The organism is Mesorhizobium sp. M1066 (assembly GCF_040318635.1).
Classification (GTDB): domain Bacteria; phylum Pseudomonadota; class Alphaproteobacteria; order Rhizobiales; family Rhizobiaceae; genus Mesorhizobium.
Map to the genome: position 1 here is coordinate 19,367 of NZ_JAMYMR010000022.1, position 24,873 is coordinate 44,239.

24 protein-coding genes are annotated in these 24,873 nt (G+C 63.8%); 15 read left to right on the top strand and 9 right to left on the bottom strand.

Annotated elements, in window-relative coordinates; genetic code table 11:
- Positions 1 to 6 precede the first annotated feature (6 nt).
- The 4 genes from NKH52_RS23395 to NKH52_RS23410 are packed head-to-tail and all read left to right on the top strand — an operon-like array spanning position 7 to position 3,698.
- Complete coding sequence (locus NKH52_RS23395; RefSeq protein ID WP_352734253.1) at positions 7 to 741, top strand: glycosyltransferase family 2 protein; 735 nt, start codon at positions 7 to 9, stop codon at positions 739 to 741.
- A gap of 55 nt (positions 742 to 796) precedes the next feature.
- Positions 797 to 1,549 (top strand): glycosyltransferase family 2 protein, encoded by a 753-nt coding sequence (locus NKH52_RS23400; RefSeq protein ID WP_352734255.1) that lies wholly within the window; start codon positions 797 to 799, stop codon positions 1,547 to 1,549.
- Positions 1,549 to 2,226, top strand: coding sequence for a glycosyltransferase family 2 protein (locus tag NKH52_RS23405; protein WP_352734257.1), 678 nt, complete (start codon positions 1,549 to 1,551; stop codon positions 2,224 to 2,226). The genes NKH52_RS23400 and NKH52_RS23405 overlap by 1 nt, the downstream gene beginning before the upstream one ends.
- Positions 2,223 to 3,698 carry a nucleotidyltransferase family protein gene (locus NKH52_RS23410; RefSeq protein WP_352734259.1) on the top strand — a complete coding sequence of 492 codons (1,476 nt, stop codon included), beginning with the start codon at positions 2,223 to 2,225 and terminating at the stop codon, positions 3,696 to 3,698. The genes NKH52_RS23405 and NKH52_RS23410 overlap by 4 nt, the downstream gene beginning before the upstream one ends.
- Positions 3,699 to 3,743: 45 nt before the next feature.
- On the opposite strand, the gene NKH52_RS23415 is transcribed toward NKH52_RS23410, so the two are convergent.
- From NKH52_RS23415 to NKH52_RS23440, 6 genes are all read right to left on the bottom strand, one after another.
- Positions 3,744 to 4,490, bottom strand: coding sequence for an FAD-binding oxidoreductase (locus NKH52_RS23415; protein ID WP_352734261.1), 747 nt, complete (start codon positions 4,488 to 4,490; stop codon positions 3,744 to 3,746).
- Positions 4,487 to 5,098 (bottom strand): sulfite oxidase-like oxidoreductase, encoded by a 612-nt coding sequence (locus tag NKH52_RS23420; RefSeq protein WP_352734263.1) that lies wholly within the window; start codon positions 5,096 to 5,098, stop codon positions 4,487 to 4,489. The genes NKH52_RS23415 and NKH52_RS23420 overlap by 4 nt, the downstream gene beginning before the upstream one ends.
- Before the next feature lie 149 nt (positions 5,099 to 5,247).
- The gene (locus tag NKH52_RS23425; protein WP_352734265.1) at positions 5,248 to 6,768 is read right to left on the bottom strand and encodes a DegQ family serine endoprotease; all 1,521 of its coding nucleotides are present in this window, start codon (positions 6,766 to 6,768) and stop codon (positions 5,248 to 5,250) included.
- 248 nt (positions 6,769 to 7,016) lie between these two features.
- Entirely contained in the window at positions 7,017 to 7,736 is a 720-nt protein-coding gene (locus NKH52_RS23430) for an MBL fold metallo-hydrolase (protein WP_352734371.1), read from the bottom strand.
- A 35-nt stretch (positions 7,737 to 7,771) separates the two neighbouring features.
- A complete protein-coding gene (locus NKH52_RS23435; protein WP_352734267.1) occupies positions 7,772 to 8,938 on the bottom strand; it encodes a diphosphate--fructose-6-phosphate 1-phosphotransferase in 1,167 nt (388 codons plus the stop codon).
- Positions 8,939 to 9,038: 100 nt separating this feature from the next.
- Positions 9,039 to 9,806: a L,D-transpeptidase gene (locus NKH52_RS23440; protein WP_352734269.1), complete on the bottom strand. Its 768-nt coding sequence runs from the start codon at positions 9,804 to 9,806 to the stop codon at positions 9,039 to 9,041.
- Between the two features lie 238 nt (positions 9,807 to 10,044).
- On the opposite strand from NKH52_RS23440, the gene NKH52_RS23445 reads away from it, so the two are divergent.
- Both NKH52_RS23445 and NKH52_RS23450 read left to right on the top strand, forming a co-directional pair.
- Complete coding sequence (locus NKH52_RS23445; RefSeq protein WP_352734271.1) at positions 10,045 to 10,167, top strand: hypothetical protein; 123 nt, start codon at positions 10,045 to 10,047, stop codon at positions 10,165 to 10,167.
- 96 nt (positions 10,168 to 10,263) lie between these two features.
- The gene (locus tag NKH52_RS23450) at positions 10,264 to 10,887 is read left to right on the top strand and encodes a LysE family translocator (RefSeq protein WP_352734273.1); all 624 of its coding nucleotides are present in this window, start codon (positions 10,264 to 10,266) and stop codon (positions 10,885 to 10,887) included.
- A gap of 52 nt (positions 10,888 to 10,939) precedes the next feature.
- Here NKH52_RS23450 and NKH52_RS23455 read toward each other — a convergent pair whose 3' ends face one another.
- Positions 10,940 to 13,729: an autotransporter family protein gene (locus NKH52_RS23455; protein WP_352734275.1), complete on the bottom strand. Its 2,790-nt coding sequence runs from the start codon at positions 13,727 to 13,729 to the stop codon at positions 10,940 to 10,942.
- 209 nt (positions 13,730 to 13,938) lie between these two features.
- Here NKH52_RS23455 and NKH52_RS23460 point away from each other — a divergent pair, with 209 nt between their 5' ends.
- Positions 13,939 to 15,261: a tetratricopeptide repeat protein gene (locus NKH52_RS23460; RefSeq protein ID WP_352734276.1), complete on the top strand. Its 1,323-nt coding sequence runs from the start codon at positions 13,939 to 13,941 to the stop codon at positions 15,259 to 15,261.
- Positions 15,262 to 15,343: 82 nt separating this feature from the next.
- Positions 15,344 to 16,798: a xylulokinase gene (xylB, locus tag NKH52_RS23465; RefSeq protein WP_352734278.1), complete on the top strand. Its 1,455-nt coding sequence runs from the start codon at positions 15,344 to 15,346 to the stop codon at positions 16,796 to 16,798.
- A gap of 197 nt (positions 16,799 to 16,995) precedes the next feature.
- Here the strand turns inward: xylB and NKH52_RS23470 are convergent, their stop codons facing one another.
- Positions 16,996 to 17,358: a nuclear transport factor 2 family protein gene (locus NKH52_RS23470; protein ID WP_352734279.1), complete on the bottom strand. Its 363-nt coding sequence runs from the start codon at positions 17,356 to 17,358 to the stop codon at positions 16,996 to 16,998.
- 112 nt (positions 17,359 to 17,470) lie between these two features.
- On the opposite strand from NKH52_RS23470, the gene xylA reads away from it, so the two are divergent.
- From xylA to NKH52_RS23485, 3 genes are all read left to right on the top strand, one after another.
- Positions 17,471 to 18,796, top strand: a complete 1,326-nt coding sequence (gene xylA, locus NKH52_RS23475) for a xylose isomerase (protein WP_352672790.1) — start codon at positions 17,471 to 17,473, stop codon at positions 18,794 to 18,796.
- 252 nt (positions 18,797 to 19,048) lie between these two features.
- Positions 19,049 to 19,525 (top strand): GNAT family N-acetyltransferase, encoded by a 477-nt coding sequence (locus NKH52_RS23480; RefSeq protein ID WP_352734281.1) that lies wholly within the window; start codon positions 19,049 to 19,051, stop codon positions 19,523 to 19,525.
- A gap of 177 nt (positions 19,526 to 19,702) precedes the next feature.
- Positions 19,703 to 19,906: a hypothetical protein gene (locus NKH52_RS23485; RefSeq protein ID WP_127398055.1), complete on the top strand. Its 204-nt coding sequence runs from the start codon at positions 19,703 to 19,705 to the stop codon at positions 19,904 to 19,906.
- A gap of 14 nt (positions 19,907 to 19,920) precedes the next feature.
- Here the strand turns inward: NKH52_RS23485 and NKH52_RS23490 are convergent, their stop codons facing one another.
- Positions 19,921 to 20,901, bottom strand: a complete 981-nt coding sequence (locus NKH52_RS23490) for a GlxA family transcriptional regulator (protein WP_352734283.1) — start codon at positions 20,899 to 20,901, stop codon at positions 19,921 to 19,923.
- A 76-nt stretch (positions 20,902 to 20,977) separates the two neighbouring features.
- Here NKH52_RS23490 and bcoG point away from each other — a divergent pair, with 76 nt between their 5' ends.
- From bcoG to NKH52_RS23510, 4 genes are all read left to right on the top strand, one after another.
- Complete coding sequence (gene bcoG, locus NKH52_RS23495) at positions 20,978 to 21,895, top strand: 3-dehydrocarnitine:acetyl-CoA trimethylamine transferase BcoG (RefSeq protein WP_352734285.1); 918 nt, start codon at positions 20,978 to 20,980, stop codon at positions 21,893 to 21,895.
- Positions 21,896 to 21,975: 80 nt separating this feature from the next.
- A complete protein-coding gene (locus NKH52_RS23500) occupies positions 21,976 to 22,605 on the top strand; it encodes an HD domain-containing protein (RefSeq protein ID WP_352734287.1) in 630 nt (209 codons plus the stop codon).
- The gene (locus tag NKH52_RS23505) at positions 22,602 to 23,705 is read left to right on the top strand and encodes a carnitine 3-dehydrogenase (RefSeq protein WP_352734288.1); all 1,104 of its coding nucleotides are present in this window, start codon (positions 22,602 to 22,604) and stop codon (positions 23,703 to 23,705) included. Before NKH52_RS23500 ends, NKH52_RS23505 begins: the two co-directional genes overlap by 4 nt.
- 3 nt (positions 23,706 to 23,708) lie before the next feature.
- Positions 23,709 to 24,872 (top strand): acyl-CoA dehydrogenase family protein, encoded by a 1,164-nt coding sequence (locus NKH52_RS23510; RefSeq protein WP_023810592.1) that lies wholly within the window; start codon positions 23,709 to 23,711, stop codon positions 24,870 to 24,872.
- The last annotated feature ends 1 nt before the right edge of the window (position 24,873 follow it).

Consider the following 24,873-nt stretch of genomic DNA (forward strand, 5'->3'; position numbering starts at 1 on the left):
GTGATAATGCCCGTCTATAATCGTGAGCGCTATGTCGTTTCGGCATTGCGCTCGCTGGTGCGGCAGCGGGACGCCGCCGATCTCGACATCATCGTCATCGACGACGGCTCGACCGACGGCTCTGCTGAGGCCGTGCGCTCGATGATGCGCGAAAACCCCTGCATCCGACTGTTCCAGCAATCCAACATGGGCGTAGCCAGGGCGCGCAACGCCGGGCTGCGGCAACTGCCGCCGGATGCGGAGTTCGTGTCATTCCTGGATTCGGACGACATCTCGCTGGCCGGACGGTTCAAGGCCGATCTCGCCCGCTTCGAGGCTACTCCCGGGCTTGAGCTGACCTATTCGCTGATGACGCTGGTCGACCGGATCGACGATGAGCAGCTGAAACCGGCAGTCGACAGCCGCACGATGACGCTTCGGGGAATTTCGCTGAGCGCCGCCGTGTTCAGCAGAGGGCTTGTCGGCCGGACGGGCGAGTTCGATGAGGATTTCGAGCAGGCTGAGGATACCGACTATCTGCTGCGCGTTTTCGAGGCGGGACCGAACTACGAATTGTTGGACGCGGTCGCGATCTACTACCGACGCCACGCCGGAAATGTCACCAAGGAGCATAGCGGCAGGGTCCGCAACCATTTGCGTGCAATCCACAAGTCGATGCGGCGGCGCAAGGCCGATCCGTCACGGCGTGAGGTCCAGGGCATCTTCGAATTGAAGAGTCCCGCCGATTGGCGAATGCTATGATGCTCGACACAATCGGGTCGGATCAGCCAAGCCCGGAACGCTGCTGGAGACGCCAATGAGGCTGAGCGTCATCATGCCGGTCTACAATCGCGAACAGTTCGTTGGCCTGGCGCTGCGCTCGCTGCTCAGGCAGCGCGAAGACATCGATCTTGACATCATCGTCATCGACGATGGGTCGACCGATGGCTCGGCAGCCGTCGTACGGTCGTTGATCGACGAGGCCCCGTGCATTCGTCTTTTCCAGCAGGTCAATGGCGGGGTCACCAAGGCGCGCAATGCAGGGCTGAGGCAGTTGCTGCCGCAGACTCGTCTGGTGTCGTTTCTCGATTCAGACGACATCTCCCCGATAGGGCGTTTCAAGGCGGATCTCGCCTGCTTCGAAGAGGATCCGGGCCTCGACCTGACCTATTCGCGCATGACGCTGGTCGACAAGATCGATGGCGAGACGCTGGAACCAGCCGCCGACAGCCACTCCATCACCGTGCGAGGGATCCACCTGTCCGCCGGAATCTTTGCGCGAGACCTCATCGAGCGCACCGGTGGTTTCGACGAGGATTTCAAACAGGCCGAGGACACCGACTATCTGTTGCGTATCTTTGAGAGCCAGGCAAAATACGTTATGCCCGATACGGTGGCTCTCTATTACAGGCGTCATCCCGGCAACATGACCAAGGAAGCCGATGTGCCCTTTCGCGAGTTCATGCGCGCCATTCACAAGTCGATGAAGCGTCGCAAGGCCGATCCCAGCTTGCGCCGGGTGGAGGGGATTTTCGACTTCAAGGATCTCGCGCAGTGGCGGTTCCTTTGATGGCAGGCTACGGCGTCGTCATTCCGGCTTTCAACGCGGCCGCCACCATCGGCGCGGCCCTGAACTCCGTTCTGGCCCAGACGGCAAGGGCGGAGACCATCGTCGTGGTCGATGACGGTTCGACCGACGATACGGCTGCGGTGATCGATGCGATGAACCTGCCGGTGACGGTGCTGCGACAGGACAATGCCGGACCTGGCAGCGCAACGACCCGTGGCATTGCGGCACTCTCGACGCCGCTCATCGCGACGCTCGATGCCGACGATTTGTGGCTGCCGGACAAGGTCGAAAAGCAGCTGGCCTATCTCGGCCGTCATCCCGGGACAGCGGGCGTCTTTACGCATTGGCGGACGTTTCGCGGCGACAGCCCCGATTTGCCCGATGCGACCAGTGGAGCTGGCTGGTCGCGCACGACGATGATGATCCGCCAGGAGGTGGTGCCGCGCATCGGTCCCATCATCGACCCACCAGGCGGTCGCGGCGAGATGATCGACTGGATCGCCCGGGTTCGTGAGGCAGGCCTTGCCCTTGCCATGCTCGACGACGTGCTTGCATTGCGCCGCATCCGTCCGGGCAGCCTTTCCTACGGCCGCGATCCGGCACGCGACCGGGGCTATCTCCAGGTCGCAAGGCTCGCCATGCAGCGGCGAGCCCGGAACAAGGCAGGCTCCAATTGAACGCCAGGCCCGTTCGCCGCATCGGCCGCCGCTTCCCGGACTATGGCTGGTCGTGGCCCACCGGCCAGCTGGACCTGTTGCTAAAGGCGGCGCTGCTCTCCGACGAGGACGCAGCCGCCGGCTGCGTCGCGCGCTGGCTGGACGAGAACGACATCGATCTCGTCTCGTTTCGAGAACATCGCCTGCTCGCCGCCATCTCCGACAGGTTCGGCAGGAAGCTGGCCGGGCATACCGCGCACCCGCGCCTCGTCGGCCTGCAGAAGATGCTATGGACGAAGTCGCGCATGGCGATGCGCGAGGCCGAACCGGCGCTGAAGGCGATGGCAGACGGCGGCGCCGACATCATGCTGATAAAGGGCGCCAGCCGCATTGCCTTGAACGCGTCGGCGCAGCGTGGCCGGGTGGCGCACGACATCGACATACTGGTGCGCCCGCGCGACATGGCTGCCGTCTTCGACATCTTGCGCGATCGCGACTGGCAGATCGCCTCGGGCGTCAGCGCGCAATATCTGCGAACCCGGTTGGCGTCACTGCGGTCGATGAACTTCTTCAAGGGCCGTTTCGGCGACATCGACCTGCACCAGCTCGGCTATGACGGGTCGCAGACGAGCGCGGAAGACGACCTGGCGATCTGGCAACGGGCGGTCCCGGCACAATTCAGCGGCGTCGCGGTCTTCGTGCCGTCGCCGGCCGATCGCATGGCCCTGGCCATCGCCCATGGCGGCCTCGACGCCCACACCCACAGCGACTGGCTTGTCGACTGCGCGGTCGCCATCCATGGCGAAGACGTGGACTGGGACGTGTTCCTCGGCATCGTCGGCCGACGCGGCTTGGCCGTCCCGGCGGCGGTGGCATTGTCCTATCTGGCGTTTGAGATCGGCGTTCCTGTGCCGGAGCCGACATTGGCCGGTATCTTCGAGATGGCCGACCGGGCCGGCCTGTCGCGCTGGTCGTCGGTTCTGCAGGCCAAGCCGCGCACGGATTTCGGCGGCCTTGTCTGGCTGTCGCGCGGGCTTGCCAAGCAATTGCGTCTGAAGCGGAAGAAGGGCCGGTTGCAACAGGAGCCACCCGCCAAACCTTGGCGCGGCAGACCGGCCGCGCGCAAGCCGCAGGCCGTACCGGCGCTATTGGTGTTTTCGCAGGCCATCGCCTGTCCGCAAACGACCGGCGACATGATGCTCGATATCACCGTCAGGATCGGCGTTCCGCCGGTCCGGCGCCGCATCGAAATGGAGATCAATGCCGGCGACGAGCATATCGCTCGCCTGCGCGCCATGGCCATCAGCCGATCCGGCAGGGAACGCGTGCTGCATTTTCGCGGCAAGGTGACGCTCGACGGCGCGCGAGCTGCCTGGACGCTCGAAGCGCGACCGTCGCGGCAGTTTCGTGAATGGAACGACGAAGCCACAGTGGCTGCTTATGGCGCCTTGCCCTTCGAGCTGCTGTCGGCGGATTTCTCGCCGGTTGGCTAGTCTAAAGGCGAATCCGACGAACCTTTCTCGAAAGGCGGCGTCGGTTCAAACTCCGTAGCGTTCGGTGCGAATGATTCCGGCTGCAACGCCGGCATCGATCAGCGCCTGGGCGGCGGCTGACACGAAGGCGTTGGAGCCGCAGACGAAGGCGATGCCAGGCGGCTCCGGCAGCCGCGCCATGGCTTGCACCATCATCGCAACGTCCACCCGCCGCGCATAGTCGGCTGGACGGCGTGCGGCTTCGCGGGTCAGTGTCAGCACCAGGTCGAAGCCGTCCTGGCGCTCGTCGAGAACGATCAGCTCGTCACGAAAGATCACTTCGTCCCAGACCCGGACCGAAAAGACCAGGACGACGGGCACCGCTGAATTACGTGCGGCGCGGTGGCGGAGCATCGACATCAAGGGCACGACGCCCGAACCGCCGCCGACCAGAACAAGCGGGCCACTCTCATCCTCGGGCCAGACGAAATGCCCGCCAAGCGGCCCGCGCAGTTCGATTTCATCGCCCACTGCCGCGACCTCGTGGAAGAAGGGCGAGACCTCGCCATCGTCGAGTTTTTCGATCGCCAGTTCAATTACGCCATGCGTTTCGGGCGCGGAGGCGATGGAATAGGAGCGGCGCGCCTGATAGCCGTCCGGCGCCGTTAGCCTGACGTCGACATGCTGCCCTGCGCGATAGGCGAAGGGCCGAGACGGCTGGAAAAAGAAGCTGGTGACACGCGGCGTGCGCTTTTCGATGCGGACGATGCTGGCTGTTTGCCAGGGCGACTGCACGGCCGCCGCATCGCTCATGGATCGCCCGTGTAGCGTTGCTCGCGCCATGGGTCGCCATAGATGTGGTAGCCGCGCAATTCCCAGAAACCGGGCTCGTCGCGCGTGGTGAATTGCAGGCCGTTCAACCATTTGGCCGATTTCCAGAAATAAAGATGCGGCACCAGCAGCCTTGCCGGGCCGCCATGGTCCGGTGTGATCGGCTTGCCTTCGTAGAGCAGCGCCACCATGGCCTTGCCGGCGGTGAGATCCGTGACCGGCACGTTGGTGGTGTAGCCGTCGAATGCGTGCGCCAACGTGAAGCCGGTCGGCGGCTCGACCCCCGCATCGGCAAGGATATCGTCGACCAGCACACCCTGCCAAGGCGTGTCGAACTTGGTCCATGCTGTCACGCAATGGATATCGCGTGTCATCTTGGTCAACGGCAGCGCGTTGAACTCGGCCCAGTTCCATTTCTTGATCGGGCGTGGCCCGTGTTTCAGCGTGAAAGACCAATCCTCGGTACGCACGCGCGGCGTCGGGCCGGCCGACAGCACCGGGAAACCCTGTTCTAGATACTGGCCTGGCGGGATGCGGGCATCGCCATCGGTTGGCGGGCGCCGTCCTGAAGAGAAACCTCGGGTGACCATAGCGGCAATCCCCATGCAATCAGGCCACTATCGGCCTGACGCAATGTTCTCGAAGATGTCGTGACGGGCAACCTAAATCTTGACGGGCGGAGACCGGCGGGACCGTCACCGATGGACCTGCCGCTCCGCGTGCACGTCAACGCCATTTCTCAGCCATTGGCGAAAGGCACCGCGATGTACATTTGAGCGTCGCCACGCTCGACCAGCAACAGCACCGATTTCCTGCCGGACTTGCCGGCCAAGGCGATCGCCTGGGTTACCTGCCTGGCATTCTTGACCGGCACCTGATTGACGGCAACGATGATGTCGCCGGCCTGTATTCCGGAAGCGGCGGCCGCTTTGTCGGGGTTGACGCTGGCAACCACCGCGCCGTGCTGCTTGCCGGCAAGGTTCATCTGCTGGCGAATGTCGGGTGTTATATCCATCAAGCCGAGCCCTATCGCCGGAGCGCGCCCGGCGCTCGGCGCGTCGGACCCGTCGTCCAGCGACGCGGTCTTCGCATCGGCGCTGTTTTGGCCGACATCGACGGAAATCCGCATCGGCTTGCCTTTGCGCCAGACATCGACCGTTTCCCGGGCGCCCGGCGCGACATCGGCGACCGCCCGCGACAGGTCCTTGGGATCCTTCACGTCCTGCCCGGCAAAGCTGGTGATGACGTCACCCGTCTCGATGCCGGCCTTGGCCGCCGGCGAACCGTCGTTGACCTCTGAGACCAGTGCGCCGCCGGAATGGTCGAGCCCGATGGCGCTCGCGACATCCGGCGTCACCTCCTGGATCTGAACGCCGATATAGCCGTACTGGATGGAGCCGCCCTTCATCAGCTTGGCGACCACCTTCTGGGCCTGGCCCGACGGAATGGCAAAACCGACGCCGACGCTGCCGCCATTGGGTGAATAGATCGCCGTGTTGATGCCGACGACATTGCCGGCGACATCCACCAGCGGGCCGCCGGAATTGCCGTGGTTGATCGGCGCGTCGATCTGGATGAAATCGTCGAAAGGCCCACTATGCAGGTCGCGGCCGCGCGCCGAGACGATGCCTGCCGTGACGGTGGTGCCGATGCCGAACGGGTTGCCGAAGGCCAGCACCTGGTCGCCTGGCATGAGCTTGTCGGAATCGCCCCATTTGACTGTCGGCAGGGGTTTGTCCGACTTGATCTTGAGTACGGCGAGATCGTTCTTGGCATCGCGGCCGACAAGCTTGGCCGGAAGTTCGGTGCCGTCGTCGAGCGTAACCTTGATCGAAGAGGCGCCATCGATGACGTGATTGTTGGTGACGATGGTACCATCCGCGCCGACGATGAAGCCGGAACCCAGCGCCTCGGCGCGCTGCGGTTGCTGTTGTGGCGGCGTCTTGGGCGTCGGCATGCCCTGGTCACCGAAGAACTGGCGGAAATAGTCATCGAAAGGCGAGCCGCCGTCGAAAGGAGAGGCATCGCTCATCGTTTCAGGCTGTGCCTTCATGACGGTGGTGACCGTCACCACCGCCGGCTTGTCGGCGGCAACGATGGGTGCGAACGAGCCATTGGGCGCGGTGATGCCGGCGACAGGCGTCTGGGTCGTCGGAATAGTGTTGCCCTCGCCTTGGGCGAAAGACATGACGAAGGGGGATATGATCAGCGCAGCGCCCAGCAAGGCCGCGACGCGATGTCTGCGAAGGATATCTGACATGGTCGTTTGTCCGGGCGAGAGTTGATCCAGCGCCGTGGCCTCTCCCGTGCGGGGAAAATCGGTCATCGGCGTGTCGAGGTCGCAATGCCCGTCTCGCCTACATGGCAGCCAACCGGATCGACGGCCTTGCATTTAGGGCGCGGATTCGCCCGATTTAGGGTTTTAGGGCGACCTTACGAAGATTTAATATCCGCACGGCGGCAGCGTCGCAAAGTCGTCGGGCCCCGCCTTGCTGCCTCGCTGGAGCCTCAGCCACCGGCGGTTCGCTCGAGATAGGCCGTGGCAATCTCGCGCATGCGCTTGCCGTCGAAGCTCGGTCCGTGTCCTCCGTGACCGATGCGGATCGGCAAGTCGAGCAAGCGCTGCATCGTGCTGACATAGGCGGCTCGGTCGGAATCCGGCAGGTCGTCGATCAGCATGGCGTCGTAGATGGCATCGCCGCTGAAGAACAGGCCGTCGGCCTCGTCGAACAGCGCGATCGAATCCGGTGAATGGCCCGGCAGATGCAGCACGCGAAATTGCCGGTCGCCAAGATCGACGACATCGCCCTCGTCCAGGGTTCGCGTCAACGGCGCGGGCGGGATCCTGTAGTCGGCCGACTTCCATCCGGGCGCCGGCAGTTTCGAGACGGCACCCTCGAGGTCATGGAACATGTAGGCGTAGGTCGCCGCCTCATCCATGCTCTCGAATTGTTCCGCGCTTATCCTTGGTCCTGCCCGCAACGGGAATTCATGCAGCGAGCCGACATGGTCGAGATGGATGTGGGTGGCAACGACCAACAGCGGCTTGCCCTCCGTCGTCTCGACCTGCGGCGCCAGCGGACAGATGCCCATGCCGGTGTCGACGAGCAGGTCGGCATCGCGACCGCGCAGATGCCAGATATTGGCCCGCACATAGGCATGCACGAAGGGCTCGGTCAGCATCGTCGTCTTGTCGTCGACGACGCTCCTGCTGAACCAGCCGGGCATCACCTGTGAGCCGGGCATCAAGTGTGAGCCCTGCATCAGACGAAGGGCTTCCCGACCTTGTATTTTTCCGGCACCAGCCGCTTGAGATAGGCCATGCCGGCATCCGACAGCTGATTGACCTCGGGCTTCATGAAATCGCCCGGCATGTGGCGTGTCTTGCCGGCGACGTTCTTGAGCGGCACTTTCTTCAGCACCGTTCTGGTGCCGTCATATTGCAACGCCACCGAGCCGCCGCCCTGTTCGGCGACGGTGACGGCGAAAGCGCCGGCATCGAACGCCTCCTGCGCGTCGACCGCGCTGATGGCGCCGATATAGCCGCGCGGCATGTAGCCGAGCGCATCGACGCGGGCCCGCTTGCCCGGCAGGCCTTCCGCCAACGCGCGCTCGAGTGCGGCCGGCAGGTCGCTGCCCGACAATTTGACGTTGCCGTGCGCGTCGCGCTCGAGCTTGTCCGGCGGCACCAGGCTTTCGACCAGGGCCTTGCCGTCGGCGGTGCTGACGCCTTCCGAAACGGCGACGATGCAGCGCTTGTGGCGATCGAGCGTGGCACGCACGTCGTCGATGAAGCCGGCGGCCGAGAAGGGGCGCTCGGGCACGTAGACGAGGTGTGGGCCGCTGTCGGGGTCGAGCTGCCAGGCGGCCGCGGCCGCGGTCAGGAAGCCCGCATGCCGGCCCATGACGATGCCGACATAGATGCCGGGCAGCGCACGGAAATCGAGATCGACGGAGAGGAAGGCGCCAGCGACGAACTCGGCCGCCGAAATGAAGCCCGGCGTGTGGTCGTTTTCCTCGAGATCGTTGTCGATGGTTTTTGGCGCATGGACGAAGGCGATCTTGCCGCCGGCGGCATCGGTCAGGATCTGCTGCGTACCCGACGTGTCGTTGCCGCCGATATAGATGAAGGCGTCGGCGCCGGCCTTCTTCAGGCCGTTGAGGATGACATCGCAATAGGCGGCGTCGGGCTTGTCGCGGGTCGAGCCGAGGGCGGCGCTCGGCGTGCCGGCAATCAGCCGCAGCCGGTCCTCGGGGATGGCGGAAAGGTCGACATAATTGCCGTCACGGATGCCGCGCACGCCATGGATGGAGCCCAGCACCTTGGCACCGGGATGCCGCTTGCGGATCTCCAGCGTCGCTCCGACAACCGTCTGGTTGATGACGGCGGTTGGGCCGCCGCCCTGCGCGATGACAAACGTTCCAGCCATGCTTGATTTCTCCCGGCGCGATGGTTTTCAAGGCACCTTGGCCTGTCTTGCCGCATCGCGCAACGGGAGTTTCGAGCGGCGCCAACACGCCGCATAAGCGTCAGACGACGACGACCGGATTTTTCTTGGAGACGCGGCTGTAGAGGTCGATGATGTCCTGGTTGATCAAGCGCACGCAGCCCGACGACATCGCTTGGCCGATGCTCCACCATTCGGGCGAGCCGTGGATGCGGTAGCCGGTGTCCTTGCCGTCCTGGTAAATGTAGAGGGCACGCGCGCCGAGCGGATTGGTGAGGCCGCCGGGCTGTCCGGCCTGCCATTTCACCAGTTCAGGCTTGCGGGCAATCATCTCCGGCGGCGGCGTCCAGGTCGGCCATTCCCTGCCGTACTGGATGTTGGCGCGGCCGGACCAGCGGAAACCATCCTTGCCGATGCCGACGCCGTAGCGAATAGCGTCGCCACCCGGCTGGACGAGATAGAGCATGCGCTCCTTGAGATGGACGACGATGGTGCCGGGGGCCTCGCCTGTCGTGTCGACGACGATCTGGCGGCGGAATTCCGGCTTGACCTTCAGATATGGCACTTCCGGCACGTTGAAGCCGCCGTCGGTCAGCCCGGCATACATGACGCCGGGGCTGGTGATGTTCTTGTCGACGCTGATGCTTGGCCGGATCGGCCGCACGGAACCCGTGGTGACGTCGTCGAGCTCGAGCGCCGGCAGACCCAAGCCCGAGGTCGAGCAACCGGCGGCGCTCAGCAGCGCGAGCGCCCCTGCCCCGGACAGGATGGCACGGCGGGAAAGATGATGATCGGTTTCGATTGCGTCGCCATTTCGCGGCGGCGTCAGACCTTCCGGCAACTCACGCATATACCCAGACCCTACGCTGTCGGCGGGAAGCACGGTCCGGCCGGATAGAGGGCATTTTCATCATTCATGGTTGATAAAGCGTGAAGACCTTGCACAGACTGCATTTGCGCATGGCCTTGACGATGTCCGACCTTCTTGCCTGGGCTTGAACGAAGGCTGCTGCACAAAAAGACCTCGGTCGGGTCATATTCCCGGCACTGGTGTTTCCTACTTCTCAAGCGATCAGCGAGGGGCCTCCATGTGCAAGACCTTAAAAACCGACATCAAGCTTTTTGCCGCTGCCATTGTCGCGGCGGCAACGGTTCTCGGCGCAAACGTCAGCCTGGCCGATATTGTGAGCACGCTGAACGGCGCGAACTGACACCGATCTGCCGCTGGCGCCGTCAGGGAAATCGCCTCTTTACATTCTCCCGGGTCTAAGGATTTATCCTCTTCTTTACGCTCAAAGGAGACGAGCATGTCCTTCGAAAACTGGGCCGCCTTCGCCGCCGCGTCGACGATCCTCCTCATCATTCCGGGTCCGACCATCCTTCTCGTCGTGTCCTACGCGCTGGGCCAGGGCTGGCGTACCGCCTTGCCGATGGCCGTCGGCGTGGCGCTGGGCGACTTCACCGCGATGACCTTGTCTATGCTGGGCATCGGCGCGCTGCTGGCCGCTTCGGCGACCGTGTTCACCATCCTGAAGCTGATCGGCGCTGGCTATCTGATCTATCTCGGCGTGAAGCTGTTTCGCGCCGGCGGTGCGCTGAAAGCCGAACCGCGCACCGATGCGGTGTCGTCGGCCAAGATGATGGCGCATGCCTGGCTGGTCACCGCGCTCAACCCGAAAAGCATCACCTTCTTCGTCGCCTTCCTGCCGCAGTTTCTCGACAGGCACGCCGATTTCTGGACACAGATGCTGATCTTCGAGACGACCTTCCTGGCGCTCGCCTTCGCCAATGCCTTCGGCTATGCGCTCATCGCGGCACGCGCCCGCGACGTCGTGCGCAATCCCAAGGCGATCCGCATCTTCAACCGCACCGGCGGCACGCTGCTGGTCGGCGCCGGCATCGCCACAGTGGCGATGCGTTCCAGCAATTAGGCTCTCCTTTTGATCATGATCCCGAAACTGGTTTTCGGGATCATGATCGGCCTTACCACTTCACACTGAAGCCGAGATTGCCTTCGAGGATACGGCGTTTGTCGCCGCCGAGATTGGTGGTGTAGTCGCCGGTGGCGAAGATGCTGACCTTGTCGCTCACCTTGGCGATGACGCCGCCGCCAAACTCGAACGAGGTCGATTTGCCCTCGGTCGAGATGTCGGTGGTGTCGAAATTGACATGGCTGGTGCCGCCGAAATCGTGCCAGATGTTGGCCTCGAGGTAGGGCTGCAGCGCCATGCCGTTGATGATGGTTTCGCCCTGCAGCCGCACGCCCAACCGCCCGGTGACGCTGTCGTCGGGATCGAAGGAGACCGACGAGAACAAGTCCTTGGTGTCGTCGAGCGACAGATGCTGCCAGACCAGTTGCGCCTGCGGCTCAAGCGTCCAGCCTTGCGCCAGCGCAATGGGATAGCCGCCTTCCAGCGAAGCGGTGATGCCGGTCCCGCCGACATCGATGCCGATGTCGCGCGACGATGTTGCGTTTCCGCCGAAGAAGGTGGCCATGAGGACGCCGTCCAGGTACCAGCCACCCTGACCGATCCGGGTCCAGTAGCCGCCGACGCTGGTGCCGTTGATATCCATGCTGCCGACGGACAGATTGTCCCAGCCCAGCGCCTGGCCGCGCACGTCGCCATTCATGCTGGCATAGGCGACGAACAGGCCGGCGCGATCGGTCTGGCCCGACGCGGTTTCGCGGCCGAACAGATCGAAGCCCGCCTGGAGACCGAACAGGGTGCCGTCGAAGGACGGCGATACCGTTCCTGAATATGCCATCTTGCTGTCCTGACCGAAGATGCGGCCCCAGACCGGCGACAGCTCGGTGTTCGACAACAGGCTCTGCTCGCCGCGCCGTTCGTGGAAGGTGCCGAGCGTCGTCATCGCCAGATGTTCGGCGACCGGGGGCAAGGCGGAATAGACCGGAACCTCGATGCGATAGAGCAGGATTTCCTCGCCCGCCGCCGGTGTCGGCAGGTCGGGGACATCCGTTGGCACCACCGGTGGCGGAGGGGGCGGATCCGCCACTGGTGCCGGCGGTGGCGCCGGTGGTGTCGCGGGCGGCGGATCGGTCGGCACGACCGGCGGCGCCGGATCAACCGGATCGGGGTCGCCGGGCGTGGATTCCGGCGGCGGCGGCGGCGCAGGGTCGATAGGCGGCGGCGGCGGCGGTTCGGCCGCCGGCGGCTCAGGTTCCGGCGGCGCAGCAGGTTCCAGCACCGGCGGGGCTGCGGCCGGCGGGGCCGGCGTGTTCAGCGTCGAGCGCAGGTACCAGTTCTCCTCGCTGCCGGCGCTGACGCCGCCCTTGAACAGGTAATATTCGAAGGCACCGGCGGCGACCGGGGCGTCGAGCGCGAATGTCGTGGCGCCCGAGGTGGCGCCGTTGATTGCCTGGACGACCATGATGCCGTCCTGCGTGGTCGCAGCCCCCGCGCCGCCGAGATTGACCACGGAGATGCCGGTCGAACCGGAAGCCGTTCCGCTCGACAGGACCAACTTGTCGGATGCGGAGGAATCGTCACCGAGCTCGGTCTGGATAAGCAGCAGGCCACCCAGGCCGACATAATTGCCCGAAATCGTCAGGCTGTCGGTGGCGCCGGTGCTGCCATTGGTCAGGTCGATGCGTCCGGCATTGGTGACCTGCGCCAACTGGCCTGCCGTAAAGGCCTGGATCGCCGCGTTGAAACCACCGCCATAGAGCGTGCTTGCGGCATCGACACTGAGCGAACCCGTGCCGGTGCCGCTATCGCCGAGCACCAGATTGCTGTCCATCGTCAGCTCGGTGTCGTTGGTGGCGTCGATACTCTCCCAGTTCTGGAGCCGGCTGACCCCATCCAGTTTGACGTTGTCCAGGGTCAGCGCATCGGTGCCGGCACCACCTGATATGGCATCCGTGGCACCGAGATTGGCGTTGGTGAGGTTGCTGAGCTTGGCGGTGTCGTTATCGCCGCCGAGATCGACGGAACCATAGATGATGCCGCCACCGTTCCAGACGAAACTGTCGGCGCCAAAGCTCATCAGTATATCGCCACCGACCGTGCCGCCGGTGACCGTGACGCTGTCATCGCCGCCGCTGACGCTGATGTTGCCGCCGATGGTGCCGCCCGAGAGGATGATCGTGTCCTTGTCGAAGCCGGTGACGAGGTTGCGGTCGATGGTGCCGCCCGACATGTTGAAATAATTCTGGTCGAGCTTCATGTTGACGCGGCCGATGCGGCCACCGGTCATCACGGCGCGGTCGCCATCGTCAAAGAAATCGACGATGCGTCCGCCGGTCATGGTGAAGGTGTCCAGGCCATCGCCCTGGTTGAGCGAGCCGATCTGGCCGCCGCTCATGTTGAAGTCGTCGATGCCGGCGCCCTGCTGGACATTGCCGGCGACGGTCCCCGCGCCGATGGTGAAAAAATCGGTGCCGCCACCCTGATCGACGGTGCCGGTGATGGCGCCTGACTGCATATCGATGCGGTCCGTGCCGACACCAAAGGTGACATTGCCTGATATCTGCCCGGTGCCCCCGGCGGGAAAATTGAGCGTGTTGTCGCCATCGGGATCGGCGAGGCTGCCGCCTGAATCGCCGCTGTCGCAGGTGTAAACGGTGTTTCCGGCGGATGGACCCAGCACGCATGCGGCAAACGCGGCGGAGTTGGGCAGCAACGCAAAAGCCGTAGTTGAGAGGATGCTAATAAGCCACGGGTGTAGCGGATGCGGCTTTCGCCGTAGCGAAGCAACTGCCACCTGCACATCCTCCGAATGACTGTTCGGAAGTGAGTTCTTCATATGTTGCATCGCGATTTCTAGCCCCCGCCAGTCGCCGTAATGAAGACACAATTCATTCGATTTTACAAAGCCTAATCTGCCCCGCATGGTTGCTAAACTGCAAAGACTACTCAAATGACCTGGCGTAGCGCGCGGTTGGCGTTGCCGTGGCCCATGCTTTAGGATCGGTTTGGGCCGAAGGATCGAGGGCCTGTCACGGGTCGACAGAAGGACATCGCATGGCAACCAGGGACGCATTCGGCCTGGCACTTTCGGGCGCCACGGAGGCGGGATTCACCCCCTACAGCCAGGCAGTGCGTGAACTGCAGTGCTTCGTCGGCGATCCCGTAGCCTCCGTCGACCGCGCCATCGCGGAAAATCCCGGCTTCGTCATGGCGCATGTCTTCAAGGGTTATCTGTTCGGCCTCGCCACCGAGCGGGAGGCGACGGCCGTGGCCAAGGCCTGCCATGAGACCGCACTGCCGCTTGCCGCGACCACGCGCGAGCGGGCGCATGTCTCGGCCCTTGGGCATCTCGCCAGCGGACGATGGCATCAAGCCAGCCGCGTTCTCGAGGACGTCGCCATCGAGACCCCCCGCGACGGGCTGGCGCTGCAGGTCGGCCACCAGATCGATTTCTTCACCGGCAATGCCCGCATGCTGCGCGACCGCATCGCGCGGGCCCTGCCGTCATGGCAAAGCGGCATGCCCGGCTACCACGCCATGCTCGGCATGCAGGCCTTCGGGCTGGAGGAAATGGGTGACTATGTCAGGGCTGAGCAGCTTGGCCGCGCGGCGGTCGACATGGAGCCGCGCGATGGCTGGGCGCAGCACGCCGTCGCCCATGTCATGGAAATGCAGAGCCGGCAAAGGGATGGCATCGCCTGGATGCAGGCCAACCCGGAAGCGTGGACAAGGGAGAGCTTCCTGCAGGTGCACAATTGGTGGCACCTGGCGCTGTTCCACTATGATCTCGGCGAGACCGACGCGGTGCTGGCCCTCTATGACGGCCCTATCTACAGCGTGCAATCGACGATGGCGCTCAACATGGTCGATGCCTCGGCAGTCTTGTGGCGGCTCGCCCTCGGCGGCGTCAATGTCGGCGACCGCTGGGCAGCGCTTGCCGCCAATTGGCGCAAGGCCGGAGCGGGCCTTTATGCCTTCAACGATGCCCACGCGATGATGGCCTTTGTCGGTGCAGGGTTCGATGCGCCGGCCCTCGCTTTGCTCGAGGCGCAGCGCGAGGCCATGCGTGGCAGCGACGACAATGCGGCTTTCACGCGGGATGTCGGCCATCCGCTGACGCTCGCCATCAAGGCATTCGGGGAGGGCAGCTACGCCGAGGCCGTGCGCCTGATCCGGCCGATTCGGTCGATCTCCCATCGCTTCGGCGGCAGCCACGCCCAGCGCGATGTTATCGACCTGACGCTGATCGAGGCAGCGTTGCGCGCCGGTGACGGTGCGCTGGCCAGGGCGCTCACGGCGGAGCGTTCGATGGCGCGGCCCGACAGTCCGCTGTCAGCGCTGTTTGTGCAACGCGCCGCCGATTTGTCGGAGAATTGACCCGAAGCGGATCTTGTTTTAAAAACTGGCCAAGCCAGATTTTTTCGAGACCCGAAAAAATTAAATGGCGTGGGAGGAAGACATGTATCTGGGCCTCGATCTCGGGACGTCGGGCGTCAAAGCGCTGCTGATCGATGCCGGGCAAACCGTCATCGGTTCCGGCCACGGTTCGCTTGATGTTTCACGACCGCATCCCGGCTGGTCGGAACAGAATCCCGAGCACTGGGTCCGGGCCTGCGAAGACGCAATCGCCGAGCTCAAATCGTCCCATCCGCATGAACTCGCGGCAGTCAAGGGCATTGGCCTGTCCGGGCAGATGCATGGCGCCACGCTGCTCGACGCCGCCGACAAGGTGCTGCGTCCCTGCATCCTGTGGAACGACACGCGCAGCCATGCCGAGGCGGCTGTCCTCGATGCCGATCCGCGCTTCCGCGCCCTGACCGGCAACATCGTCTTTCCCGGTTTCACCGCGCCAAAGCTGGCCTGGGTGAAGAACAACGAGCCCGCTGTCTTCGCCGAGGTGGCAAAAGTGCTGCTGCCCAAGGATTTCCTGCGGCTCTGGCTTTCGGGCGAACACATTTCGGAAATGTCGGATTCTGCCGGCACGTCCTGGCTCGATGTCGGCAAGCGCCGCTGGAGTGCGGACTTGCTCGCCGCGACATCGCTCGATGAAAAGCAGATGCCGTTGCTGGTCGAGGGTACGCACAAGGCAGGCGCACTGCGCAGCGAATTGGCATCGAAGTGGGGCGTCCAGGCCGGCATTCCGATCGCCGGCGGCGCCGGCGACAATGCGGCCTCGGCCTGCGGCATGGGCACGGTCGGCGCCGGCCACGCTTTCGTCTCGCTCGGCACGTCGGGCGTGCTGTTTGCCGCCAACGCTTCCTACCTGCCCAACCCGGCCAGCGCGGTTCACACCTTCTGCCACGCCCTGCCGAACACCTGGCACCAGATGGGGGTCATCCTGTCGGCGACCGATTCGCTCAACTGGCTGTCCGAAATCACCGGGAAGAACGCCGGCGAATTGACCGCCGAGCTCGGCGACACATTGAAGGCGCCCAGCGGCGTGTCCTTCCTGCCTTATCTCTCGGGTGAGCGTACACCCTACAATGATGCCGCCATTCGCGGCGCGTTCACAGGGCTGGCGCATGAATCGAGCCGTGCCGTGCTGACCCAGGCCGTGCTGGAGGGTGTGGCCTTTGCCTTCCGCGACAGCCTCGAAGCCCTGGCCACGGCCGGCACGACCTTGACGCGGGTGACGGCGATCGGCGGCGGCTCGCGCTCGCACTACTGGTTGAAGGCGATTGCCACCGCGCTTCAACTGCCTGTCGACATTCCCGCCGACGGCGATTTCGGCGCCGCCTTTGGTGCCGCACGGCTCGGTCTGATTGCTGCGACGGGTGCCGATCCGCTTGAAGTCTGTACGGCACCGAGAACGGATGCGACGATCGAACCGGACGCGGCGCTTGGCGGCGTCTATGCAGATGCCTATCGGCGCTACCGAGCGCTGTACCCGGCGATTCGGGGCGTGACCGCGTGAGTGAGCGCGAGGCACCCCCCTCTGCCCTGCCGGGCATCTCCCCCGCAAGGGGGGAGATTAGCAGCGTTGACGGATATGCGAGTCCTGCACGGTGGGTGATTGGCGAAGGCGCGGATGTCAACCCATCTCCCCCCTTGCGGGGGAGATGGCCGGCAGGCCAGAGGGGGGCGCTTCACGCCCGCCTCCCCGAGAAATCCTCACTGCGCCGGCACCTTGTCGAGAAAACCAGTGACGCTCTTGAGGCGGCCGTTCTCGATGATTCCGATGTCGGTACCTTCGATCACCGAAGGCGTCCCCTCAGGTCCGAGATTCCACGAGAAGCGGATCTTGTCGGCAAAACCGTCCGGCGTGCCCTTCAGCGAGAATCGGAAGCCGGCAAAGCGCTGCTGCACGCCGTCGATCAGAGCCGCGACACCTTCATGGCCGTCGCTCTGCATGAGCGGATCACGATAGCTGACGTCTTCCGTGAAGGTCGCCTTGAGCAATTCGGCCCGGCGGCCGGCATCGCTTTCGTTCCAGGCGGTGATGTAGTTCTGGGCGATCTTGGTGAGGTCGGTCATGGTCTGTCTCCTTCGTTTGGTGGCTTTGACATGACCCTTTTCGACCAGCGCTGGCCTGAAACCAATTACGCCTGAGGTAATGGCGGCAGAATTTTGTGAGAGGACAGAAATCATGAGCAGCGGATTCTTCGGCGACATCAAGAAAATCAAATATGAAGGGCCGGATTCGACCAATCCGCTGGCCTATAGGTTCTACAATCCCGACGAGGTCGTCGCCGGCAAGCGGTTGGAAGATCATCTGCGCTTCGCCGTGGCCTACTGGCACTCCTTTGCCTGGCCGGGCGGCGATCCGTTCGGCGGTCAGACCTTCGACCGGCCGTGGTTTCCCAAGGCCGGCGGCACCGACACGATGGAGTTGGCAAAACTGAAAGCGGACGTCGCCTTCGAGATGTTCTCGCTGCTTGGCGCGCCCTATTTCTGCTTCCATGACGCCGATGTGCGGCCGGAGGGCAAGGACTTTTCCGAAAGTGCCGCGCGCCTCGACGAGATCGCCGATTACTTTGCGGGCAAGATGAAGCAGACCGGCGTCAAGCTGCTTTGGGGCACCGCCAATCTGTTCTCCAACCGCCGCTTCATGTCGGGTGCGGCCACCAATCCCGATCCGGACGTCTTTGCCTACGCGGCGGCGACGGTAAAAAGCTGCATCGACGTCACCAAGCGGCTGAAGGGCGAAAACTACGTGCTGTGGGGCGGGCGCGAAGGCTATGAGACCCTGCTCAACACCGACCTTGCGCGCGAGCAGGAACAGGCCGGCCGGTTCCTCAGCATGGTCGTCGACTACAAGCACAAGATCGGCTTCAAGGGCGCGATCCTGATCGAGCCGAAGCCGCAGGAGCCGACCAAGCATCAGTACGATTACGATGTCGCCACCGTCTACGGTTTCCTCAAACGCTTCGGGCTGGAGAAAGAGGTCAAGGTCAATATCGAGCAGGGCCACGCCATCCTGGCCGGCCATTCCTTTGAGCACGAACTGGCTCTGGCCAATGCGCTTGGCATTTTCGGTTCGATCGACATGAACCGCAATGACTACCAGTCGGGCTGGGACACCGACCAGTTCCCCAACAACGTGCCGGAAATGGCGCTGGCCTACTATCAGGTCCTGCAGGCCGGCGGCTTCAAGACCGGCGGCACCAATTTCGACGCCAAGCTGCGCCGCCAGTCGCTCGATCCGCAGGACCTGCTGATCGGCCATATCGGCGGCATGGATTCGTGCGCACGCGGCCTGAAAGCCGCGGCCCGCATGGTCGAGGACAAGGCGCTGTCGGCGCCGCTGGCCGAACGTTATGCCGGCTGGAACACGGCCGAGGGCAAGGCGATGCTCGCCGGCAAGCGCACGCTTGAGGATATCGCCGAGCGCGTCGTCAAGAAGAAGATCGAGCCGCAGCCGAGGTCCGGCCGCCAGGAACTGCTGGAAAATATCGTCAACCGCTACGTGTAAGGCGCGCGCCGCTCCATCTCTGGACCGACATCCGACACTACTGGCTGAAAGCCGCCGCCATCGCCATCTGCTAGTCAGCCCACTTCGCACGAGGCTGCCGAGGATCGCACAGATCTTCGGCAGCCAGCGTGTAATCAAGATGCCACGCGTGTCGCCGAAAGAGGGCCTGTGCGGCAGCCTTTATTTTATGCATGTCGCCATCCCAAAATCGGTGTGCGCTTTTGGGCGACATGCATTGGCGGGAGACGGAAAATGGCAGAGGATCGAATCATCGTGCGCCCGGCGCAGGCGAGCGATATTCCGGCGTTGAAGCAGGTGCTGCATGAAACCTTCGAAGGCACATGGCTGCCGAACATCACCGAAGCAGCGGCGCGGCGCTATGTCGAGACGGATATTGGCGGGCGCTATGTCGACCGGAGCTGGCCTGAATTCGCCGTTGCCGAGATCGATGGCGAGGTCGCCGGCCTGATCCATTGGCGCGCGGATTTCATCGAGGCCCTGCACGTGACGGCATCCCGTCAAGGGCAAGGTGTCGGCCGCAAGCTGCTTGCCCACGCCGAACAGGCGATCGGCGCCGCCGGATTGGCGCAGGCGCGGCTGGAAACCGACACGTTCAACCTGCCCGCACAAGCACTCTACAAGGCGGTCGGTTATATCGAAAAAAATCGCTATCCAGACGACGAATGGGACAGTGGCTTCACCACGGTGCTGTTCGAAAAGCGGCTGTAGATCTCTCCTTGACCTGACCTGCCAAGGCGCAGGAACAGCTTTGCGCATGGCCCGGTCACGCGACATGGTTTTGCCCTTCGATGCCCTTCAATGACCTCGCTCTTGCCTTCAAACAGCCGTCACGAATCTCGTATAAGACTGGCTCGTGGCGGGAGAGGAAGAAGGAGGCGAAACGATATGCAGAACGAACGTGAAATCGACGCCCTGCTCTCACCTGGCGAGGCTGGATCGATCATCGACCGGCTGATGGCGATGCCGCGGAAAACGGACGACGCCAAGATTTCGAATGAATGGGATCGCGCCGTGGCCAGCCGCTTCGAGACCCGTCTGGCCAGACAGATGCGCTCGCAAATCGACGGCGACCGTCAGAACGCGGCCTGATCGCCCGTTGAAACCTACCCCCTCCGCAACCTGACCGGCGCTTCGCCAAAAGTCCTTGAAAACGCCCTCGAAAATGCCGCGGCGGACGAGAACCCGGTCCGCCCGGCAATGTCGGCCATCGCCACTCGCGTGTCTACCACCAGCCGGCGCGCGGCACCGAGGCGCAGCCTGAGGTAATAGGCGCCCGGCGTCTCGCCGATCGATCTGCGAAAGATGCTTTCCAGCGTCCGTGCCGTCACCCCGGCGCGCTTGGCCACCGCTTCGATGGTCAGCGGCTGGTCGACATGCGATTCCATCAGCCGGATGGCTTGTGCAAGGCGCGGGTCGTAGCCGTCGAGCCGGCCGAGCGAGACCAGCGGCTGTGCGTCGGTGGCGGCGCGCGCCTGGTCGTAGATGAAGACGCTGGCGACATCGAGCGCCACCGCCATGCCGAGCCGCGTGCGGATGAGATGTAGCATCAGGTCGAAGGTCGGCGATGCGCCACCCGACGTGAACACCGGCCCGTCGATGACATAGCGGTCAGGGCGGACATCGACGCCGGGGAAGGCCGAGGAAAAGTCCTCCATGTCCTCCCAGTGGGTGGTGGCGCTGCGCCCTTCCAGCAGGCCCGCGCGTGCCACCAGCCAGGTGCCCGCTTCGACGCCGCCGCAAGCACGCGCCGTGCGTGCGGCCCGGCGCAGTCCGGACAACAGAGCCGAGGTTGCATAGTTCTGGGTGCCGAAGCCGGCGACGACGACAAGGACGTCGGTCGGCTCGCCCGCATCGAAGCGGCCGCTGACCGCCACCGGCAGGCCGCATGTGGTGACCGGAGCCTCCCCGGTCACCGAGACCAGCCTGAAATCGAACAGGGTCTCGCCGGCGATGCGGTTGGCGGCCCGCAGCGGATCGACGGCCGAGGCCACGCACATGATGGACGAGCCGGAAAACACCAGCAGCGTCACCTTGAGCGGCGAGCGCTCGGCGCGAAAGATCGTCGGTTTTTCGCTTTTCGTCATGGAAGCTTCGTAAAACGCAAAACAGTTTCCGGCAAGTCGGGCATTGTTGTGGACTGTTCTTTCGGAGGAGAATTCCATGCCGCTCGCGATGAACCGTGAGGTCTTCATTACCTGTGCCGTGACCGGGTCCGGCGGCTCGCAGGACCGCAGCCCGCATGTGCCGCGCTCGCCAAAGCAGATCGCGGACTCCGCCATCGATGCGGCCAAGGCTGGCGCCGCCATCGTGCATTGCCATGTGCGCGATCCCGAGACCGGCAAGCCCAGGCGCGATGTGCACCTCTACCGCGAAGTGACCGAACGCATTCGCGAGGCAGAAGTCGACGTCATCCTGAACCTGACCGCCGGCATGGGCGGCGACATGGTGTTCGGTTCGCCGGAGGCGCCGCTGCCGCTCAACGAAAAAGGCACCGACATGGGCGGCGCCACCAACCGCATGGAACATGTGCGCCAGTGCCTGCCGGAAATCTGCACGCTCGACTGCGGCACCATGAACTTCGCCGAAGCCGATTATGTCATGACCAACACGCCCGGTATGCTGCGCGCCATGGGCGGCATGATGACGGCGCTTGGCGTCAAGCCGGAGATCGAGGCCTTCGACACCGGCCATCTGTGGTTCGCCAAGCAGCTGGTCGAGGAAAAGGTGCTCAATCCGGATGCGCTGGTGCAGTTGTGCATGGGCGTGCCGTGGGGCGCGCCTGACGATCTCAACACCTTCATGGCCATGGTCAACAACGTGCCGTCGACCTGGAACTGGTCGGCCTTTGCCATCGGCCGCAACCAGATGGCCTATGCCGCGGCGGCGGTGCTGGCCGGCGGCAATGTCCGGGTAGGTCTCGAAGACAATCTGTGGCTCGACAAGGGCGTGCTGGCGACCAATGCTCAGCTGGTCGAGCGTGCCGCCAGCATCGTCACCAATCTGGGCGCCAGGATCATCGGCCCGGAGGAAGTGCGCAAGAAGCTGAACCTGACCAAGCGGGCGCCGATAGCGGCATAAGCATGATCCCGAAAAGTGGGAACTGGTTTTCGGATAAGATCATGCTGAAACAATGAAGTTCATTCATCGGAAGGGTCGACATGACTACCGTCAAATTCACCGCGATGAAGGATGGCGATCGGGACGATTACGAGTTCCTGACCGCGCATGAAATCGACTATGCGGCCAGGACCGGGGAGCGGCTGCTCGACGCGCTGGTGCAGCTCGACGCGGGCCTGTCGGGCTACAAGATCACAAGGCTCGGCCATTCGCTGCAGGCGGCGACGCGTGCCTGGTATGATGGTGCCGATACCGACTGGATCGCTTGCGCACTACTGCACGACATCGGCGACATCTATGCGCCTTACAATCACGATGAATATGCCGCTTCGATCCTGAAACCCTTCGTGCGCGAACAATGCACCTGGGTGGTGGAGAAACATGGCGATTTCCAGCGGCTCTATTATGCCCATCATCTGGGCGGTAACCGCCATGCGCGCGATCGCTTTGCCGGCCACGCCTATTTCGACGATTGCGACCAGTTTTGCGAGCGCTGGGACCAGTCGAGCTTCGACCCCGACTATGACACGCTGCCCATCGAATTCTTCCGGCCCTTCGTGATCGAGGTCTTTGCCCGCAAGGCCTACGATCCCTCGGTGATCCGCGCCGGTGAGCGCGTGCCGCTCATCGATCCCGCAACAGCCACGACAAGAACCGGAGCTTCCGCATGAGCATCATCAACAAGGCAGCCGCCATCGGTGGCGGCGTCATCGGCGCCGGCTGGGTGGCGCGGCTGCTGCTCAACGGCATCGACGTATCGATCTTCGATCCCGATCCCGAGGCGTCGCGCAAGGTCGGCGACGTGATGAAGGGCGCGCGCCGCGCCTACAAGCAGATGGTGCCCGGCGGTTTGCCGAAAGAGGGCAAGCTGACCTTTGCCAAGACCATCGCCGAGGCAGTGGCCGATGCCGATTTCATTCAGGAAAGCGTGCCGGAACGGCTCGACCTCAAGCACCGGGTGCTCGCCGAGATCGATACCCACGCGCCGGCCAATGCGATTGTCGGCTCCTCGACCTCCGGCATCAAGCCGACCGACATGCAGGTGGCGATGAAGAAGCACCCGGAGCGGCTGGTCGTCGGGCATCCGTTCAACCCGGTCTATCTCCTGCCGCTGGTCGAGATCGTGGGCGGCGAACAGACCTTCCCTGAGGCGATCGAGGTCGCCAAGGAGATGTATGCCTCGATCGGCATGAAGCCGGTGGTGATCCGCAAGGAGATCGAGGCCTTCGTCGGCGACCGCCTGCTCGAAGCGGCATGGCGCGAGGCGCTGTGGCTGATCAAGGACGGCATCTGCACGGTCGAGGAACTCGACGACATCATGCGCTACGGCTTCGGCCTGCGCTGGGCGCAGATGGGCATGTTCCAGGTCTATCGCGTCGCCGGCGGCGAGGCCGGCATGCGCCACTTCATGGCGCAGTTCGGGCCCTGCCTGAAATGGCCATGGACCAAGCTGATGGATGTGCCGGAGTTCAACGACGAGTTGGTCGACCTGATCGCCACGCAGTCGGACGACCAGGCGCATGGCCTGTCGATCCGCGAACTGGAAAAGATCCGCGACGATAATCTGGTCGCCATCATGGACGCGCTGTCGAAGCAGAACAAAGGCAAGGGCTGGGGCGCTGGCGCCCTGCACAAGGACTATACCAGGCAGTTGGCCAAACTGGCGGCGAAGAAGCCCACGGCCTCCAAGGCGGCCGAGAAGGCCAAGGCGTTGAAGCCGGTGAAAAAAGCCGAGAAGCCGAAGAAAAAGACCGGCAAGAAGAAGGGCTGAAGCATGGATTTCGGGCTGTCGGAGGAACAGAGGCTCATCGTCGAGACGACGCGTGCGTTCGTCGAGAACGAGCTTTACCCGCATGAGCGCGAGGTCGAGCGCACCGGTGTGCTGCGCCGCGACCTGATCGAGGAGATCAAGGTCAAGGCAATCGAGGCCGGGCTCTATGCCGCCAACATGCCGGCCGATGTCGGCGGTGCAGGCCTCGATACCGTGACCTGGCTGCTCTACGAAAAGGAACTCGGCCGCGCCAACTATGCGCTGCACTGGACCTGCGTGGCGCGGCCCTCCAACATCCTTCTGGCCGGCACGCCGGAGCAGCGCGAGAAATATCTGTTCCCCTGCATCCGCGGCGAGAAATGGGACTGCCTGGCGATGACCGAGCCGGGCGCAGGCTCCGACTTGCGCGGCATGAAGGCGACGGCGGTGCAGGATGGCGACGACTGGGTGCTGAACGGCACCAAGCATTTTATCTCCCACGCCGACCTCGCCGACTTTGCCATCGTTTTCATGGCCTCAGGCGAAGAGGATTCGCCGCGCGGCAAACGCAAGAAGATCACCGCCTTCTTCGTCGACAAGGGCACCAAAGGCTTCACCGTCCGCGATGGCTACCGCAACGTCTCGCATCGCGGCTACACCAACGCCATCCTCGAATTCGACGATTGCCGGCTGCCCGCCGCCCAAGTGTTGGGCGAAGTCCACAAGGGTTTCGACGTCGCCAATTCCTGGCTCGGCGCCACCCGGCTGCAGGTCGGCGCCACTTGCCTCGGCCGTGCCGAGCGGGCGCTTGGCCATGCCGTTGAATATGCCGCGCAGCGCCAGCAGTTCGGCCAGCAGATCGGTAAGTTTCAGGGCGTGTCGTTCAAGCTCGCCGACATGGCGACCGAATTGAAGGCCGCCGACCTGATGGTGTTCGAGGCCGGCTGGAAGTACGATCAGGGTACCGTCACCGATCAGGACATGGCCATGGCCAAGCTGAAGGCCACCGAGATGCTGGCATACGTCGCCGACGAGGCGATCCAGATCCATGGCGGCATGGGGCTGATGGACGATCTGCCGCTGGAGCGCATCTGGCGCGACGCGCGCGTCGAGCGCATCTGGGAAGGCACTTCGGAAATCCAGCGGCACATCATTTCACGGGCGTTGCTGCGCCCGTTTGGGGCATAAC

What these genes read in the sequence shown, in the direction of transcription:
- NKH52_RS23395 (WP_352734253.1), top strand. Translation starts at nt 7, where the DNA reads ATGCCCGTCTATAATCGTGAGCGCTATGTCGTTTCGGCATTGCGCTCG.
- NKH52_RS23400 (WP_352734255.1), top strand. Translation starts at nt 797, where the DNA reads ATGAGGCTGAGCGTCATCATGCCGGTCTACAATCGCGAACAGTTCGTT.
- NKH52_RS23405 (WP_352734257.1), top strand. Translation starts at nt 1,549, where the DNA reads ATGGCAGGCTACGGCGTCGTCATTCCGGCTTTCAACGCGGCCGCCACC.
- NKH52_RS23415 (WP_352734261.1), bottom strand. Translation starts at nt 4,490, where the DNA reads ATGAGCGATGCGGCGGCCGTGCAGTCGCCCTGGCAAACAGCCAGCATC.
- NKH52_RS23420 (WP_352734263.1), bottom strand. Translation starts at nt 5,098, where the DNA reads ATGGTCACCCGAGGTTTCTCTTCAGGACGGCGCCCGCCAACCGATGGC.
- NKH52_RS23425 (WP_352734265.1), bottom strand. Translation starts at nt 6,768, where the DNA reads ATGTCAGATATCCTTCGCAGACATCGCGTCGCGGCCTTGCTGGGCGCT.
- NKH52_RS23430 (WP_352734371.1), bottom strand. Translation starts at nt 7,736, where the DNA reads ATGCCCGGCTGGTTCAGCAGGAGCGTCGTCGACGACAAGACGACGATG.
- NKH52_RS23435 (WP_352734267.1), bottom strand. Translation starts at nt 8,938, where the DNA reads ATGGCTGGAACGTTTGTCATCGCGCAGGGCGGCGGCCCAACCGCCGTC.
- NKH52_RS23440 (WP_352734269.1), bottom strand. Translation starts at nt 9,806, where the DNA reads ATGCGTGAGTTGCCGGAAGGTCTGACGCCGCCGCGAAATGGCGACGCA.
- NKH52_RS23445 (WP_352734271.1), top strand. Translation starts at nt 10,045, where the DNA reads ATGTGCAAGACCTTAAAAACCGACATCAAGCTTTTTGCCGCTGCCATT.
- NKH52_RS23450 (WP_352734273.1), top strand. Translation starts at nt 10,264, where the DNA reads ATGTCCTTCGAAAACTGGGCCGCCTTCGCCGCCGCGTCGACGATCCTC.
- NKH52_RS23455 (WP_352734275.1), bottom strand. Translation starts at nt 13,729, where the DNA reads ATGCAACATATGAAGAACTCACTTCCGAACAGTCATTCGGAGGATGTG.
- NKH52_RS23460 (WP_352734276.1), top strand. Translation starts at nt 13,939, where the DNA reads ATGGCAACCAGGGACGCATTCGGCCTGGCACTTTCGGGCGCCACGGAG.
- xylB (WP_352734278.1), top strand. Translation starts at nt 15,344, where the DNA reads ATGTATCTGGGCCTCGATCTCGGGACGTCGGGCGTCAAAGCGCTGCTG.
- NKH52_RS23470 (WP_352734279.1), bottom strand. Translation starts at nt 17,358, where the DNA reads ATGACCGACCTCACCAAGATCGCCCAGAACTACATCACCGCCTGGAAC.
- xylA (WP_352672790.1), top strand. Translation starts at nt 17,471, where the DNA reads ATGAGCAGCGGATTCTTCGGCGACATCAAGAAAATCAAATATGAAGGG.
- NKH52_RS23480 (WP_352734281.1), top strand. Translation starts at nt 19,049, where the DNA reads ATGGCAGAGGATCGAATCATCGTGCGCCCGGCGCAGGCGAGCGATATT.
- NKH52_RS23485 (WP_127398055.1), top strand. Translation starts at nt 19,703, where the DNA reads ATGCAGAACGAACGTGAAATCGACGCCCTGCTCTCACCTGGCGAGGCT.
- NKH52_RS23490 (WP_352734283.1), bottom strand. Translation starts at nt 20,901, where the DNA reads ATGACGAAAAGCGAAAAACCGACGATCTTTCGCGCCGAGCGCTCGCCG.
- bcoG (WP_352734285.1), top strand. Translation starts at nt 20,978, where the DNA reads ATGCCGCTCGCGATGAACCGTGAGGTCTTCATTACCTGTGCCGTGACC.
- NKH52_RS23500 (WP_352734287.1), top strand. Translation starts at nt 21,976, where the DNA reads ATGACTACCGTCAAATTCACCGCGATGAAGGATGGCGATCGGGACGAT.
- NKH52_RS23505 (WP_352734288.1), top strand. Translation starts at nt 22,602, where the DNA reads ATGAGCATCATCAACAAGGCAGCCGCCATCGGTGGCGGCGTCATCGGC.
- NKH52_RS23510 (WP_023810592.1), top strand. Translation starts at nt 23,709, where the DNA reads ATGGATTTCGGGCTGTCGGAGGAACAGAGGCTCATCGTCGAGACGACG.